This is a genomic window from Roseococcus sp. SDR (assembly GCF_019083995.1).
Classification (GTDB): Bacteria; Pseudomonadota; Alphaproteobacteria; order Acetobacterales; family Acetobacteraceae; genus Roseococcus.
On the sequence record NZ_JAHRCU010000007.1, the window covers coordinates 1 to 14,606 of the forward strand.

A 14,606-nucleotide genomic window follows, 5' to 3' on the forward strand; every position below is an offset into this window, starting at 1 on the left:
ATGGTCCAGCACTGATAACGCCTTCCAGGGCATCGCCTCTCTCCCGAGAAACCACGCCCAAAAGCGTCAACCATCTCTCCGAACATCCGTCAGGGATGTGTCCGGTCTGAACAAGGCCCCAGACCCCGTTCCTTGGCGCCGGGCTTGCAAGGTTGCGCGGTGAAGGGGTCTGGGGCCAATGGCCCCAGCCGCCGGAGGCTATTTTTCTCTTCTTGCCTGCCTGCACAGCAAAAAAGCCCTGCCAGCGTCCTGGCAGGGCTTTCTCGTTGCAGGCCCGCGGGGCGTGGGCCCCTCAGCGGATCTTCGGCAGCTCGTCGAAGCTGTGGAAGGGCGGCGGGCTGCTGATCTGCCACTCCAGCGTGGTCGCACCCTCGCCCCAGTAGTTGGCGGGCACGGTCGCGCCGCGCTTGAAGGTCACGTACATCACGTAGAAGAAGAAGATGAAGCCGGCGACCGAGATATAGGCGCCCAGCGAGGCCACCAGGTTCCAGCCCCAGAAGGCGTCCGGATAGTCCGGATAGCGACGCGGCATGCCCTGGTTGCCCAGGAAGTGCATCGGGAAGAAGGTCAGGTTCACGCCGACGAAGGTGAGCCAGAAATGGATCTTGCCCAGCTTCTCGGGGTACTGGCGGCCCGACATCTTGCCGATCCAGTAGTAGATGCCGGCGTAGATGCCGAACACCGCGCCCAGGCTCAGCACGTAGTGGAAGTGGGCCACCACGTAGTAGGTGTTGTGCAGGATCTGCGTGATGCCGGCATTGGCCAGCACGACGCCCGTCACGCCACCCATGGTGAAGAGGAAGATGAAGCCGATGGCGAAGAGCATCGGCGTGTCGAACTTCATCGAGCCGCCCCACATGGTGGCGATCCAGGAGAAGATCTTCACGCCGGTCGGCACGGCGATGACCATGGTGGCGGCCATGAAGTAGGCGCGCGTGTCCACGTCCATGCCGGAGGTGTACATGTGGTGCGCCCAGACCACGAAGCCCACCACGCCAATGGCGACCATCGCGTAGGCCATGCCCAGGTAGCCGAAGACCGGCTTCTTGGAGAAGGTCGAGATCACGTGGCTGATGATGCCGAAGGCCGGCAGGATCATGATGTACACTTCGGGGTGGCCGAAGAACCAGAAGAGGTGCTGGAACAGCACCGGGTCACCGCCGCCGGCGGGGTCGAAGAAGGCCGTGCCGAAATTGCGGTCCGTGATCAGCATGGTGATGGCGCCACCCAGCACCGGCACCGCCAGCAGCAGCAGGAAGGCGGTGACGAGCATGGACCAGACGAAGAGCGGCATCTTGTGCAGCGTCATGCCCGGGGCGCGCATGTTGAAGATGGTGGTGATGAAGTTGGCCGCACCCAGGATCGAGGAGGCGCCGGCCAGGTGAAGGGCGAAGAGCGCCATGTCCATGGCGGGGCCCGACTGGTAGGTGTCGTCCGAGAGCGGCGGATAGATCGTCCAGCCCGCGCCCGCGCCGCCGCCCACGAAGAGCGAGGCGCCGAGCAGGATGAAGGCCGGCACCAGCAGCCAGAAGGAGATGTTGTTCAGGCGCGGGAAGGCCATGTCCGGCGCGCCGATCATGATGGGCACGAACCAGTTGCCGAAGCCGCCGATCAGCGCCGGCATGATCACGAAGAACACCATGATCAGGCCATGGGCCGAGACATAGGCGTTCCACATCTGGCCATCGGCGAAGATCTGCAGGCCAGGCTGCTGCAGCTCGAGGCGCATCAGCACGGAGAGGCCGATGCCGATGATCGCCGCGAACAGCGAGAAGATGATGTAGAGGGTGCCGATATCCTTGTGGTTCGTGCTGAACAGCCAGCGGCTCACGAAGCCTGGCTTGTGGTCGTCATGCCCATGCGCATCCGCGTGTGCCATGTCCCGGTGCCTTTCCTTAACCCTGCGCGGCCGGCGTCACTGACGCGCCGCAGCGATTCGAATGGTGTCGCCCGCGGCTTCCGCAAGGGCGGGGGCCTGCTCGTCCTGGCGGGCGAAGCGCGTGCGGGCGCTGGCCACCCAGGCGTCGAACTCGGCCTGCGGCACGGCCTTCACCACGATCGGCATGAACCAGTGGTTCACCCCGCAGATCTGGTTGCACTGGCCGTAGAAGGTGCCCACGCGGTCGGCGCGCATCCAGGTCTCCAGCGTACGGCCGGGAATGGTGTAGCGCTGCACGCCGAGGCTCGGCACGAAGAAGCTGTGGATCACGTCCACGCCCTGGGTCATGACGCGGACGGTGCGGCCGACCGGGATCAGCAGCGGCTCATCCACTTCCAGGCTGCGCATCTGGCCGGCCTTGATGTCCTCGTCCTGGATCGGGCGGCTGTCGAAGGCGAAGTTGCCGTGGTCGGGGAAGCGGTAGTTCCAGTACCACTGATGGCCGGTCACGTTGATCGTGAGGTCGGCGTCACGCGCGCGGTCCTGGTAGTAGATGAGGCGGAAGGACGGCACCGCGATGACCAGCAGGATCAGCACCGGGATGACGGTCCAGGCGATCTCGAGCGGAGTGTTGTGGCTGTTCTGCGAGGGGACGGGATTCGCCTTCTCGTTGTAGCGCCACATCACCCAGGCCAGCAGGATCGCCACGAAGATCGTGATGACCACGATGATCCAGAAGACCAGCTCGTTGAAGCTGGAGATGGCGTCCTTGATGGGACCGCCCGAGGCCTGAAGCCCCATGCCCCAGGGGATGGGCGCACCCACCATCGGCGCCTGGTCCTGCGCGACGGCCATGCCGCCCGCGGCCACCAGGCCCAGGAATGCCATTCCGAGAATTCGTCCGATACGCCCGATCACGCGCCGCACCTTGCCTCAAAACCTGAAGCGACGGCCCTGGGCCATCGCCCGGCGGCCCCATCGGCCACCTGCGGGCGCAGCATGGCATGCCCTCTTCGAGGGGCCGGCCCGGCGCCGCGCGCGGACCATAGGCGGCGGGCGGCGGGCCGACAAGCCTCGCGGCGCTGCAACAATGGGGTTTTTTGCCCCCCGGGGAGCGACAAGGGGAGGGTGCGGGAGGCGATCAGCCGCCCTCGATGATCTCGCTCTCTCCGCCCTCGGCCACGTGGTCCACCATGTCGGTCAGCATCGAGCGGATATGCGGGTCGCCCACCACGTAGAAGACCTGGCGACCCCGCCGGTCGGCCATCAGGAGCCGCGCGGCGCGCAGCAGGCGCAGATGGTGGGAGACGAGGCTGGGCGAGATGGCCAGCATCTCGGCCGTGGCACCGACCGAGACCGGCTGGTCGAGGCAGGCCAGGATGATCTTGAGGCGCGTCGGGTCGCTCATCAGGCGGAACATCTCCGCCAGCTCGAACACCTCGTCCTCGTTGATGCGCACGCCGGTTGCCATCGTTGCAGCTTCGGCCGGGCCGGAGCGCAACACAAGAGATGATGTGCGGGCGTGACGCCTTGACGTCGCCCGAAGCCGGGACAAGGTTGTGGGACAAGTCCCTGATTTAACTGGATGAATGAACAGGTGAACAGCTATTCACGCATCCCCCGCCGGGCGCTGCTGGCCCTGCCGGCGCTGGCTGGCGCCAGCCCCATGCATGCGCGGGCGCAAGCCGCACGACCCACCGCGCTGGCCACCACCGGCATGATCGCCGACCTTGTGCGCGGCGTCGGTGGCACCGCCATCACCACCGAGACGCTGATCGGCGAGGGCGTGGACCCGCACCTGTTCCGCCCGACGCGCAACGACATCGCCCGCATCCTTCGCGCCGACGCCCTTTTCTACAACGGCCACCGCCTGGAAGGCCGGATGCATGAGGTGCTGGACCGCGCCGCCGCCCAGGGCAAGCCCTCGCTGGCCGTCGCGGAGGCCATCCCGCGCTCCCGCCTGCGCCAACATGACGATTATCCGGACGCGGCGGACCCCCATGTCTGGATGGACCCCATGCTCTGGGCCGAGGCGCTGCCCGCCATCGCCGCCACGCTGGGCCGCCTGCCGCGCCTGCCCAGTCTGGACGCCGGCGTCGCCAGCACCCGGGCGCAGCTGCACCGCCTGGATGCCTATGCGCGGGATGTGCTGGCGCCGATCCCGGCCGAGCGCCGCGTGCTGGTCACGGCGCATGACGCCTTCGCCTATTTCGGGCTGCGCTATCAGTTCCAGGTCGAATCCATCCAGGGCCTCTCGACCGAGGCGGAGGCGAGCCTCGCGCGCATCGAGGCCATGGTCCGCCTCATCGTCGAGCGGCGAATCCCCGCCATCTTCACCGAAAGCTCCGTGCCCGATCGCGCGGTGCGGGCGCTCATCCAGGGTGTCGCGGCACGCGGCCACCAGGTGCGGCTGGGCGGCACGCTCTTCTCCGACTCGATGGGGCGGCCGGGCACCTACCGGGGCACCTATGAGGGGATGATGGACCACAACATCACCACCATCGCCCGCGCGCTGGGCGGTTCGGCGCCCGAGCGCGGCATGAACGGGCGGCTGTGACCCCACCCTTCTCCGTCACCGGGCTGAATGTGAGCTATGCCGGGCGCCCCGCGCTGCGGGACGTGACCTGGCAGGCCGCCCCCGGCCTCACCGCCATCCTCGGCCCCAATGGCGCGGGGAAATCCACCCTGCTGAAGGCGGCGCTGGGCCTGATCCCGGCCGATTCGGGGGAGGCGCGCTTCCTCGGCCTGCCGCTCGATCAGGCCCGCGCCCGCGTCGCCTATCTGCCGCAGCGGGCCAGCGTGGACTGGGATTTCCCGGCGAGCGCGCTTGATATCGTCGCCATGGCGCGGGTGCCGCACATGCGCTGGTGGGGGCCGGTGCCGCGCGCCGAGCGCGAGGCGGCGCGGGCGGCACTGGCTGCCGTGGGCCTCGCCGATTTCGCCGAGCGCCAGATCGGCCGCCTCTCCGGCGGGCAGCAGCAGCGCGTCTTTCTGGCCCGCGCGCTGGCCCAGGGCGCCGACCTCTTCCTGATGGACGAGCCCATGGCCGCGGTGGATGCGGTGACGGAGCAGACCATCCTCGCCGTGCTGCATGGCCTCGCGCGCGAGGGGAAGTCGGTGCTGATGGTGCATCACGACCTCTCCCTCATCACCGCGCATTTCGACCAGGTGCTGATCCTGGCCGGCGAGGTGGTGGCGGCCGGGCCGGTCGCCACCGCCTTCACCGATGCGGCCATCGCCCGCGCCTTCGGCGGGCTGCCGGGCCGTACATGATCGGCCACAACACCTTGATCGTGCTGCTGGGCTGCGCGGCGCTGGGCGCGGCTTCGGGCGTGGTGGGCAGCTTCGCGCTGCTGCGCGGGCGGGCGCTGCTGGCGGATGCGATCGGCCATGCGGCGCTGCCGGGCGTGGTCGCGGCCTCCTTGCTCATGGCGGCGCTGGGCGGGCCGGCGCGCAGCCTGGCGCCGCTGCTGCTGGGCGCCGCGATTTCCGCCTGGCTGGGGCTGCTGGCGCTGCGCGCGCTGACCGCGAGCGGCCGCATCCGGCAGGATGCCGCGATCGGCGTGGTCCTCTCGGCCTTCTATGCGCTGGGCACGGTGGGGCTTTCCATCGCCCAGGCCATGCCGGAGGCGGCGCAGGCCGGCCTCTCCCATTTCATCCTGGGCCAGGCGGCGACGATGACGGAGGGCGATGCCCTGCTGGCGGGCGGCTTGGCACTTTCCTGCATCGCCGTCATCGCGGCATTGTTCCAGCCGCTGCGCGCGCTCTGCTTCGACGAGGGCTTCGCCCGCAGCCAGGGCCTGCCGGTGCGCGCGCTGGACCTGGCTCTGCTGGGCCTGCTGCTCGCGGTCTGCGTGGCCGGACTGCCGGCGGTGGGGCTGCTGCTGGTGGTGGCGCTGCTGATCGTGCCCGCCGCCGCCGCGCGGCTCGTCACGCGCGGGCTGCCTTCCATGGTGGCGCTGGCCGGCGCGCTCGGCGCCGCCGCCGGAGCGAGCGGCGCGCTGATCTCGACGCGCTTCGACCACATCCCGACCGGCGCCGCCGTGGTGCTGGCGGGCCTGCTCGGCTTCGCCGCCGCCGTGGCCTTCCGGCGCCGATGACCGAGTTCCTCCAGCTCGACCTGCCGCCCTTGCTCGCCGCGATCCTGGCCGGCGGCACCTGCGGGCTGCTGGGCAGCTTCCTGGTGCTGCGGCGGGAGAGCCTGCTGGGCGATGCGCTCTCCCACGCCGTGCTGCCCGGCATCGTGGTGGGCTTCGCGCTGACCGGGCTGCGCAGCGCCGGGCCGATGCTGCTGGGCGCGCTGGTGGCGGCGCTGCTGGCGACACTCGCCATCGGCTGGGTACGGCGCGCCGCCCGGCTGGAGGGTGGCGCCGCGACGGGCCTGGTCTTCACCGGCTTCTTCGCGCTCGGCCTCGTGCTGCTGGAACTCACGGGCGCGCGCAGCGCCGATCTCGACGTGGATTGCGTGCTGTTCGGCCAGCTCGAGACGCTGGTCTGGCTGGAGGCGCAGGGCTGGGCCTCCTTCTTCGATCCGGCGGCGCTGGCCGGCATGCCACGGCAATTGGGGCTGCTCGCCGCCGTCGCGCTGGTGGCGGGGCTGGCGGTGGCGCTGTTCTGGCGGCCCTTGCAGCTCATCGCCTTCGACCCGGCCTTTGCCGCCTCGCTCGGGCTGCGCGTCGGCCGCTGGGAGATGGGGCTGAACCTGCTGATCGCGGCGGCCGCCGTCGCCGCCTTCGAATCGGTGGGCAGCATCCTGGTGGTGGCCATGCTGGTCTGCCCCGCCGTGGCGCTGCGGCTGATGACGGATCGTTACGCAATGCAGGTGCTGGGCGGCGCCGCTTTGGGCGCGGGGCTGGGCGCGGCCGGCGTGCTGCTGGCCGGGCCGTTGCCGGCGGCGCTGGGCCTCGCCGTCTCGCTCAACGCGGCGGGGCTGATCGGCACGCTGGCGGGGCTGGTGGTGGCGGGGTGCCTGGTCGCGCGCAGCCGCATGGCCTGATTCGCCACATCCCCCTTCCCCTTTCCCCCCGCATCGTCAGATGATGCCGGGAACACATTCTGAGGGAGATGACCCATGGCGAAGTTCGGCCTGAGCCAATCGGTGCGGCGCGTGGAAGACCCCCGGCTGCTGCTGGGCAACGGGCGCTACACCGACGACATCGCCCTCGAAGGCCAGGCGCATGGCTATGTGCTGCGCAGCCCGCACGCCCATGCGAAGATCGCCTCGGTGGATGCCAGCGCCGCGAAGGCCATGCCGGGCGTGCTGGCGGTGCTGACCGGCGCTGACCTGCTGGCGATGGGCGTGGGCGAGCTGCCCTGCGCCATCCCCATGAAGAACGCCGACGGCTCGGACCGCGCCAATACGCTTCACATGCCGCTGGCGACCGACGCCGTGCGCCATGTGGGCGACCCGGTCGCCTTCATCATCGCCGAGACCCAGGGCCAGGCGCGCGACGCGGCCGAGGCGGTCGAGGTGGATTACGAGGTCCTGCCCTCCGTCACCGACCTCGCCGTGGCGCATGAGGCCGGGCAGCCGCAGATCTGGCCCGAGGCGAAGAACAACACCCTCTTCGACTGGGAGGTGGGCGACAAGGCGAAGACCGACGCCCTCTTCGCCCAGGCCGCGCATGTGACGCGGCTGACGGTGGTGAACAACCGCGTCGTCGTCGCCTCGATGGAAGGCCGCGCCTGCGCCGCGCAATATGACGCGGCGACCGGCCATTTCACGCTGCATGCCGGCACCCAGGGCTCCTGGCTGGTGAAGAACCTGCTCGCCTCCTCCGTGCTGAAGGTCAGCCCCGACCTGGTGCGGGTGGTGACGCCGGATGTGGGCGGCGGCTTCGGCATGAAGCTGTTCCTTTATGCCGAGTACGCCCTCTGCGCGATCGGCGCGCGGGCCGTCGGCCGCCCGGTGAAATGGGCCGCCGAGCGCACCGAGGCCTTCCTCTCCGACACGCATGGGCGTGACAACATCACGCTGGGCGAGCTGGCGCTGGATGCGAATGGCAAATTCCTGGCGCTGCGGACGCGCAATGTCGCGAATATGGGCGCCTATCTCTCCACCTTCGCGCCCTTCATCCCGACCGGCGCGGGCACCAAGGTGCTGGCCAGCGTCTATGGCTTCGAGGCGATCCATGCCCGCGTGCTCGGCATGGCGACCAACACCGTGCCGGTGGACGCCTATCGCGGCGCCGGCCGCCCCGAGAGCAACTATCTCGTCGAGCGCCTGATCGACCAGGCGGCGCGCGACCTGAAGCTCGACCGCATCGAGCTGCGCCGCCGCAACATGGTGGCGCAGGCGGCCATGCCCTACGTCACCGCCATGGCGCAGCGCTATGACAGCGGCGATTTCGCCCGCGTGATGGATGCGGCGCTGGCCAAGATTGATTGGGCCGGTTTCCCGGCCCGCCGGGCCGAGGCCGCCAAGCGCGGCAAGAAGCGCGGCATCGGCCTCGCCTACTACCTCGAGGCGACCGGCGGCGGGCCGACCGAGAATGCCTCGGTGAAGTTCGCGGATGATGGCTTCGTGGATGTCTATGTCGGCACGCAGAGCACCGGCCAGGGCCATGAGACGGCCTATGCCATGCTGACGAGCCATGAGCTGGGCATCCCCATCGACAAGATCCGCGTCCGCCAGGGCGATTCCGACAGCCTGCCCTCGGGCGGCGGCACGGGCGGCGCGCGCAGCCTCTATTCCGAGGGCCAGGCCATCCTCGTCACCGCGGCCAGCGTGATCGAAAAGGGCAAGCAGGCGGCCTCCGAGATGCTGGAAGCGGCCGTGGTGGATATCGAGTTCAACCCCAAGGCCGGGCAGTTCGGCGTGGTCGGCACCGATCGCGGCGTGGACATCCTGAGCCTCGCCGCGCGGCAGCGGCAGCGCGTGGCGGCGGGCGAGGACACCATCCTGCTCGACGCGCTGGAGACGGCGAAGATCGAGTTCCACACCTTCCCCAATGGCTGCCACGTGGCCGAAGTCGAGGTGGACCCGGAGACGGGCATGATCGCCATCCCGCGCTACATCGTGGTGGATGATGTGGGCCATGCGCTGAACCCGCTGATCGTGCGCGGGCAGGTGCATGGCGGGGTGGCGCAGGGCATCGGCCAGGCCTTCCATGAGCGCACCGCCTATGACCCGGAGAGCGGCCAGCTGCTCTCGGCCAGCTTCATGGACTACGCCCTGCCCCGCGCCGGTGATTTGCCGGAGATCGAGGTGGATCTGATCGAGGTGGTCTGCGAGACCAACCCGCTCGGCGTGAAGGGCGCGGGCGAGGCGGGCGCCGTGGGCTCGCCGCCCGCGGTGGTGAATGCGCTGGTGGATGCGCTGGCGGAGTCCGGCGTCAAGACGATCGACATGCCGGCGACGCCGGAGGTGGTGTGGAAGGCGCTGCACGCGGCGTGACCCGGAACGCGGGAGGGGCCGGGCCTCTCCCGCAATTCCTGGACTTTTACGGTATTTTTTCCTAGTATCCGCGGCTGTTGTTTGACAGCCGCATCCGCCGCTCAACCCGCCCCCAATCCGGGCCGGGCATTTGTCCGAAACCTGCATTTGCCGCGAATAGGCCGCGCGCCAAGCCGCCGCCGCCGCTTTCGGCATCGCCCCGGATTTCTGCCCACCCTGGCGGCAATCCCGGCCTGCTGGGCATTTTTTGCAAGAATTTTCAGCAGTCAGCGGCGCGCCAGCCCGGCAAGCTCCCGTCACCCAAACGGAGCCTGCCCATGAACGCCACCCGCCGCGCCCTGCTCGCCGCACCGCTCGCCGCCGCCCTGCCCTGGGATGTCACCCAGGCCCAGACGCAATCCGGCACGCTGCGCGTGGGCATGACCGCCTCCGCCGTGCCGCTCTCCAATGGCGTGCCGGACCAGGGGGCGGAGGGCCACCGCTTCATGGGCATCACCCTCTACGATCAGCTCGCCATGTGGGACCTCAGCAAGTCCGACGTGCCGGTCACCATCCGCCCCGGCCTCGCCACCGCCTGGACGGTGGACCCGGCCGACCCCAAGCGCTGGATCATCACGCTCCGCGAGGGCGTCCGCTTCCATGACGGCAAGGTGATGACGGCCGAGGATGTCGTCTTCTCCTATGACCGCGCCTTCAAGCAGGACGCCCCCTGGTTCGACCCGCGCGCCGCCGCCCAGGCGCGCATCCGCATGCCCACCATCGCGAGCTGGCGGGCGGAAGGCCCGCTCACCTTCATCATCGAGACGCGCACGCCGGACAGCCTGGTGCCCTTCGGCCTCACCTGGGTCGGCATCACGCATCAGGGCGCCTGGGAAGCCGCGGGCCGCGACTGGGACCGCTACCTGGACCGCGCCGTCGGCACCGGCCCCTATCGCCTCGAGACATTCGCGGTGCGCGAGCGCTGCGTGATGCTGCGCAATTCCAACTACTGGGACGCCGCCCGCATCCCCCGGCATGAGCGCCTGATCCTGCTGCCGCTGCCCGAGGCGAATACGCGCGTGGCGGCCCTCCGCTCCAACCAGGTGGATTTCATCGAGGCGCCGCCGCCCGACGCCATCCCGGCCCTACGCGCGGCGGGGATGAACATCGTCTCCAACACCTATCCGCACAACTGGACCTGGCATCTGAACATGTCCGAGGGCTCGCCCTGGCGGGACATCCGGGTGCGCAAGGCCGCCAACCTCGCCATTGATCGCGCCGGCATGCGCTCCATGCTGGGTGACATGATGGTGCCCGGCGCCGGCCTGCTACCCCCGGGCCACCCCTGGCACGGCACGCCGCGCGAGCCGATCCGCACCGACGTCGCCGCCGCCCGCCGCCTGATGGCGGAGGCCGGCTTCTCCCGGCAGAACCCGATCCGCACGCGCGTGGGCATCTCGCCCTCGGGCTCCGGCCAGATGCAGCCTTTGCCGATGAACGAGGCGGTGCAGCAGAACCTGCGCGACATCGGCATCGAGGTGACCTTCGAGGTGCTGGAGTGGAACGCCCTGCTCGGCATCTGGCGCGACGGGGCGCGGGCGCCGTCCAACCGCGGCATCAGCGCCATCAACATCAGCTATGCGGCGCTCGATCCCTTCACCGCGCTGGTGCGCTTCCTGAAGAGCGACCTGGTGCCGCCCGCCGCCAACAACTGGGGCTATTTCAGCGACCCCTGGTATGACGACATCATCACGCGCGTCTACAATGAGTTCGACCCCGCGCGGCAGGCCGCCTTGCTGTCCGAGCTGCATGCCCGCGTGGTGGATGACGCGCTCTTCCTCTTCGTCGCGCATGACCTGAACCCGCGCGCCACCAGCCGCCGCGTGCAGGGCTTCGTCCAGGCGCAGAGCTGGTTCCAGGACCTGACGCCGATCCGCATCACGTAACGCGGGGGCGCCCCGCGCCCTCACCCCGTTGACATCCATGCGGCCCGCGCCGGACACTCGCGGGCAACGAGGATCAACGGGGAAACAAAGTTCATGGCAGAAGAGCGCTTCGTCGAGCATGACCGCGACGGCGACATTCATATCCTGCGCATTGCCAATCCGCCGGTGAACACGCTGCGCACCGGCGTGCGCGCCGGGCTGCATGAAGGCATCGCGGCCGCAGTCAAGGAAGGGGCGCGGGCCATCGTGCTGATGGGCACGGGCCGCATGTTCTGCGCCGGCGCCGAGATGACCGAGTTCAACAAGCCGCGCCAGCCGCCCAGCCTGCCCGAGGTCTTCGACGCCATCGAGAATTGCAAGGTGCCGGTCGTCGCCGCCATTCATGGCTCGGCGCTCGGCGGGGGCCTCGAACTGGCGCTGGCCTGCCATGCGCGCGTCGCCGTCGCCACCGCGCAGGTCGGCCTGCCCGAGGTGAAGCGCGGCTTCGTCCCCGGCGCCGGCGGCACGCAGCGCCTGCCCCGCCTGATCGGCCCCGAGGCCGCGCTGAAGATCATCGTGACGGGCGAGCCGATCTCGGCCACCGAAGCGGCCAAGCTCGGCGTCATCAACGCCGTGGTGGATGCGCCGCTGGAGGCCTCGGCCGTCGCCTGGGCGCGCGCGCATGCGGGGGATAGCTTCACCCTGGCCCGCAAGCGCGAGGACAAGATCAAGGGCGCCGACCTCGCCGCCTTCGACGCCGCCGCCGCCGCCCTGCTGAAGCGCACGCGCGGGCAGGAGAGCCCGAAGGGGTGCGTGACCGCCGTCCGTGCCTCCATCACCCATTCCTTCGAGGATGGGCTGAACATCGAGCGCGAGCAGTTCCAGAAGCTCGTCGCCGGCGAGCAGAGCTTCGCGCTGCGCCACATCTTCTTCGGCGAGCGCGAGGCGGTGCGCGTCCCCGGCCTGCCCGAGGATGTGCAGGGCACGCCGGTCAAGAACGCCGTCGTCATCGGCGGCGGCACCATGGGTGGCGGCATCGCGATGAATTTCGCGAATGTCGGCGTCCCCGTGACCATCGTCGAGACGAGCCAGGAGGCGCTGGACAAGGGCCTGGCGCGCTGCGAGGCGAATTGGCAGCGCTCCGTCACCTCGGGCCGCATGAGCCAGGCCGAGTATGAGAAGCGCCGCTCCTTCCTGAAGGGCAGCACGACCCTCGATGTGGTGAAGGAGGCCGACATCGTGATCGAGGCCGTCTTCGAGAACATGGAGGTGAAGAAGGAGCTCTTCGCCAAGCTGGACAAGCTGGCGCGGCCGGGCGTGGTGCTCGCCTCCAACACCTCGACGCTCTCGATCGATGAGATCGCATCCGCCACCTCGCGCCCCGAATGGGTGATCGGGATGCATTTCTTCTCGCCGGCGAATGTCATGCGCCTCTTGGAGAATGTGCGGGGTGCGAAGACCAACAACATCGCGATCGCGACGGCGACCGAAGTCGGCAAGCGCATCGGCAAGCTGCCTGTGCTGGTCGGCAATTGCGACGGCTTCGTCGGCAACCGCATGACCGGCAAGCGCACGCCGCAGGTCGAGAAGCTGCTGCTGGAAGGCTGCCTGCCGCAGGATATCGACCGCGTGATGGAGACCTACGGCATGGCCATGGGGCCCTGCGCGACGGGTGACCTCGCCGGCCTCGATATCGGCGCGGCCGTGCGCAAGGCGCGCGGCACGGTGGCCCCCATCGCCGATGCCGTCGTGGCGCGCGGCCGCTTCGGGCAGAAGACCGGCAAGGGCTGGTACATGTATGACGAGAAGCGCAACCGCCTGGTGGACCCGGAGGTGGAGGCGATCATCCTCGACGTGGCCGAGAAGATGCAGGTCCGGCGCCGCAAGATCGAGGATGCCGAGATCCTGGAGCGCCTGCTGCTGCCCATGGTGAATGAGGGTGCGCGCATCCTGGAAGAGGGCGTGGCCTCCCGCGCCATCGATATCGACGTGATCTTCTGCAACGGCTTCGGCTGGCCCGCCTGGCGCGGTGGCCCGATGTTCTGGGCCGACCGCATGGGGCTGAAGAATGTACGCGACAAGCTCGCGCATTACGCCGCCGCGACCAATGATCCCAACCTCAAGCCCGCCGCGCTGATCGAGCAGCTGGCCGCCTCCGGGGGCAGCTTCGCCTCCGGCGGGGCCAAGAGCGCCGCGTAAGGAACCCCGCCATGGAACTCCGTTTCACCGAGGCTGAACTGAACTTCCGGCAGGAGGTGCGCGATTTCCTCGCCGCCGAATGCCCGCCCGAGACGCGCGCCCACATGATCGCCGGCAAGTCGCCCACCAAGGCGATGGTCGTCGAGTGGCAGCGCAAGCTGAACGCCCGCGGCTGGGCCGCCCCCGAATGGCCGGTGGAACATGGCGGCCCGGGCTGGACGCCCGCGCAGAAATACATCTTCCGCGAGGAGCTGCAGATGTGGCCGGCGCCCTCGCCGCTCGGCTTCAACATCAACATGTGCGGCCCCGTGATCATCGAATTCGGCACGGAGGAGCAGAAGAAGCGCTTCCTGCCGCGCATGCGCAACCTGGATGACTGGTGGTGTCAGGGCTTCTCCGAGCCCGGCGCCGGCTCCGACCTCGCGGGCCTCAAGACGCGCGCGGTGCTGGAGAATGGCGAATGGGTGATCAACGGCCAGAAGACCTGGACCACGCTCGCCCAGCATGCCGACTGGATCTTCGTCCTCGCCCGCACCGATCCGGCGGCGAAGAAGCAGGAGGGCATCTCCTTTTTCCTGGTGGACATGAAGACGCCCGGCATCACCGTGCGCCCGATCATCACGATCGAGGGCGGGCATGAGGTGAACGAGGTCTTCTTCGACGATGTCCGCGTGCCGGCCGACCAGCTGGTGGGCGAGGTGAACAAGGGCTGGGATTGCGCGAAGTTCCTGCTGGGCAATGAGCGCTTCGGCCAGGCGCGCGTGGGCGCGAGCCGCGAGCGCATCCGCCGCCTGAAGATGATCGCGAAGGAGACGCTCGATGGCGGCCGTCCGCTCATCGAGGACCCCGAATTCCGCCGCCAGATGACGGAGATGGAGATCGAGCTGAAGGCGCTGGAGATGACGGTCATGCGCGTCATCGCCAATGAGACGAAGCGCGCGGGAACGGGCAAGCCCGACCCCGCGACGTCGGTGCTCAAGATCAAGGGCACCGAGATCCAGCAGGGCGTTTCCGAGCTGCTGATGAAGGCCGCCGGCCCCTATGCCTGGGTGGATGGCGACCCGGATGCCGAGGGCAGCAATGACTGGGATGTGGCGCCCGACTGGGCCTTCGGCCTTGCCGGGATCTACTTCAACTGGCGCAAGCAGAGCATCTATGGCGGGTCCAACGAGATCCAGCGCAACATCATGGCAAAAGCTTTTCTTGGGTTGTGAACGGGCGCGCGAGC

At 69.1% G+C, this 14,606-nt stretch carries 11 protein-coding genes; 8 read left to right on the forward strand and 3 right to left on the reverse strand.

The window, feature by feature from the left end:
- Positions 1 to 292: 292 nt before the first annotated feature.
- From ctaD to KTR66_RS09415, 3 genes are all read right to left on the reverse strand, one after another.
- Positions 293 to 1,879: a cytochrome c oxidase subunit I gene (gene ctaD, locus KTR66_RS09405; RefSeq protein WP_213612335.1), complete on the reverse strand. Its 1,587-nt coding sequence runs from the start codon at positions 1,877 to 1,879 to the stop codon at positions 293 to 295.
- Between the two features lie 36 nt (positions 1,880 to 1,915).
- The gene (coxB, locus tag KTR66_RS09410) at positions 1,916 to 2,767 is read right to left on the reverse strand and encodes a cytochrome c oxidase subunit II (RefSeq protein WP_213612336.1); all 852 of its coding nucleotides are present in this window, start codon (positions 2,765 to 2,767) and stop codon (positions 1,916 to 1,918) included.
- Between the two features lie 253 nt (positions 2,768 to 3,020).
- Positions 3,021 to 3,350 (reverse strand): helix-turn-helix transcriptional regulator, encoded by a 330-nt coding sequence (locus KTR66_RS09415; RefSeq protein ID WP_213612337.1) that lies wholly within the window; start codon positions 3,348 to 3,350, stop codon positions 3,021 to 3,023.
- 126 nt (positions 3,351 to 3,476) lie between these two features.
- Here KTR66_RS09415 and KTR66_RS09420 point away from each other — a divergent pair, with 126 nt between their 5' ends.
- From KTR66_RS09420 to KTR66_RS09455, 8 genes are all read left to right on the forward strand, one after another.
- On the forward strand, positions 3,477 to 4,436 hold the full coding sequence (locus KTR66_RS09420) for a metal ABC transporter solute-binding protein, Zn/Mn family (protein ID WP_371819073.1): 960 nt from the start codon (positions 3,477 to 3,479) through the stop codon (positions 4,434 to 4,436).
- The gene (locus KTR66_RS09425) at positions 4,433 to 5,152 is read left to right on the forward strand and encodes a metal ABC transporter ATP-binding protein (RefSeq protein ID WP_213612338.1); all 720 of its coding nucleotides are present in this window, start codon (positions 4,433 to 4,435) and stop codon (positions 5,150 to 5,152) included. Before KTR66_RS09420 ends, KTR66_RS09425 begins: the two co-directional genes overlap by 4 nt.
- Positions 5,149 to 5,979, forward strand: coding sequence for a metal ABC transporter permease (locus KTR66_RS09430; RefSeq protein WP_213612339.1), 831 nt, complete (start codon positions 5,149 to 5,151; stop codon positions 5,977 to 5,979). Before KTR66_RS09425 ends, KTR66_RS09430 begins: the two co-directional genes overlap by 4 nt.
- On the forward strand, positions 5,976 to 6,875 hold the full coding sequence (locus tag KTR66_RS09435; RefSeq protein ID WP_213612340.1) for a metal ABC transporter permease: 900 nt from the start codon (positions 5,976 to 5,978) through the stop codon (positions 6,873 to 6,875). Before KTR66_RS09430 ends, KTR66_RS09435 begins: the two co-directional genes overlap by 4 nt.
- A gap of 75 nt (positions 6,876 to 6,950) precedes the next feature.
- Positions 6,951 to 9,275 carry a xanthine dehydrogenase family protein molybdopterin-binding subunit gene (locus tag KTR66_RS09440; RefSeq protein ID WP_213612341.1) on the forward strand — a complete coding sequence of 775 codons (2,325 nt, stop codon included), beginning with the start codon at positions 6,951 to 6,953 and terminating at the stop codon, positions 9,273 to 9,275.
- Between the two features lie 317 nt (positions 9,276 to 9,592).
- A complete protein-coding gene (locus KTR66_RS09445; RefSeq protein ID WP_213612342.1) occupies positions 9,593 to 11,200 on the forward strand; it encodes an ABC transporter substrate-binding protein in 1,608 nt (535 codons plus the stop codon).
- A 93-nt stretch (positions 11,201 to 11,293) separates the two neighbouring features.
- Positions 11,294 to 13,378 carry a 3-hydroxyacyl-CoA dehydrogenase NAD-binding domain-containing protein gene (locus tag KTR66_RS09450; protein WP_213612343.1) on the forward strand — a complete coding sequence of 695 codons (2,085 nt, stop codon included), beginning with the start codon at positions 11,294 to 11,296 and terminating at the stop codon, positions 13,376 to 13,378.
- Between the two features lie 11 nt (positions 13,379 to 13,389).
- Positions 13,390 to 14,592, forward strand: a complete 1,203-nt coding sequence (locus KTR66_RS09455; RefSeq protein ID WP_213612344.1) for an acyl-CoA dehydrogenase family protein — start codon at positions 13,390 to 13,392, stop codon at positions 14,590 to 14,592.
- Positions 14,593 to 14,606: the final 14 nt, after the last annotated feature.

Bases quoted from the DNA above. Each gene is read 5' to 3' on its own strand.
- ctaD (WP_213612335.1), bottom strand. From the start codon at position 1,879: ATGGCACACGCGGATGCGCATGGGCATGACGACCACAAGCCAGGCTTC.
- coxB (WP_213612336.1), bottom strand. From the start codon at position 2,767: ATGGCATTCCTGGGCCTGGTGGCCGCGGGCGGCATGGCCGTCGCGCAG.
- KTR66_RS09415 (WP_213612337.1), bottom strand. From the start codon at position 3,350: ATGGCAACCGGCGTGCGCATCAACGAGGACGAGGTGTTCGAGCTGGCG.
- KTR66_RS09430 (WP_213612339.1), top strand. From the start codon at position 5,149: ATGATCGGCCACAACACCTTGATCGTGCTGCTGGGCTGCGCGGCGCTG.
- KTR66_RS09435 (WP_213612340.1), top strand. From the start codon at position 5,976: ATGACCGAGTTCCTCCAGCTCGACCTGCCGCCCTTGCTCGCCGCGATC.
- KTR66_RS09440 (WP_213612341.1), top strand. From the start codon at position 6,951: ATGGCGAAGTTCGGCCTGAGCCAATCGGTGCGGCGCGTGGAAGACCCC.
- KTR66_RS09445 (WP_213612342.1), top strand. From the start codon at position 9,593: ATGAACGCCACCCGCCGCGCCCTGCTCGCCGCACCGCTCGCCGCCGCC.
- KTR66_RS09450 (WP_213612343.1), top strand. From the start codon at position 11,294: ATGGCAGAAGAGCGCTTCGTCGAGCATGACCGCGACGGCGACATTCAT.
- KTR66_RS09455 (WP_213612344.1), top strand. From the start codon at position 13,390: ATGGAACTCCGTTTCACCGAGGCTGAACTGAACTTCCGGCAGGAGGTG.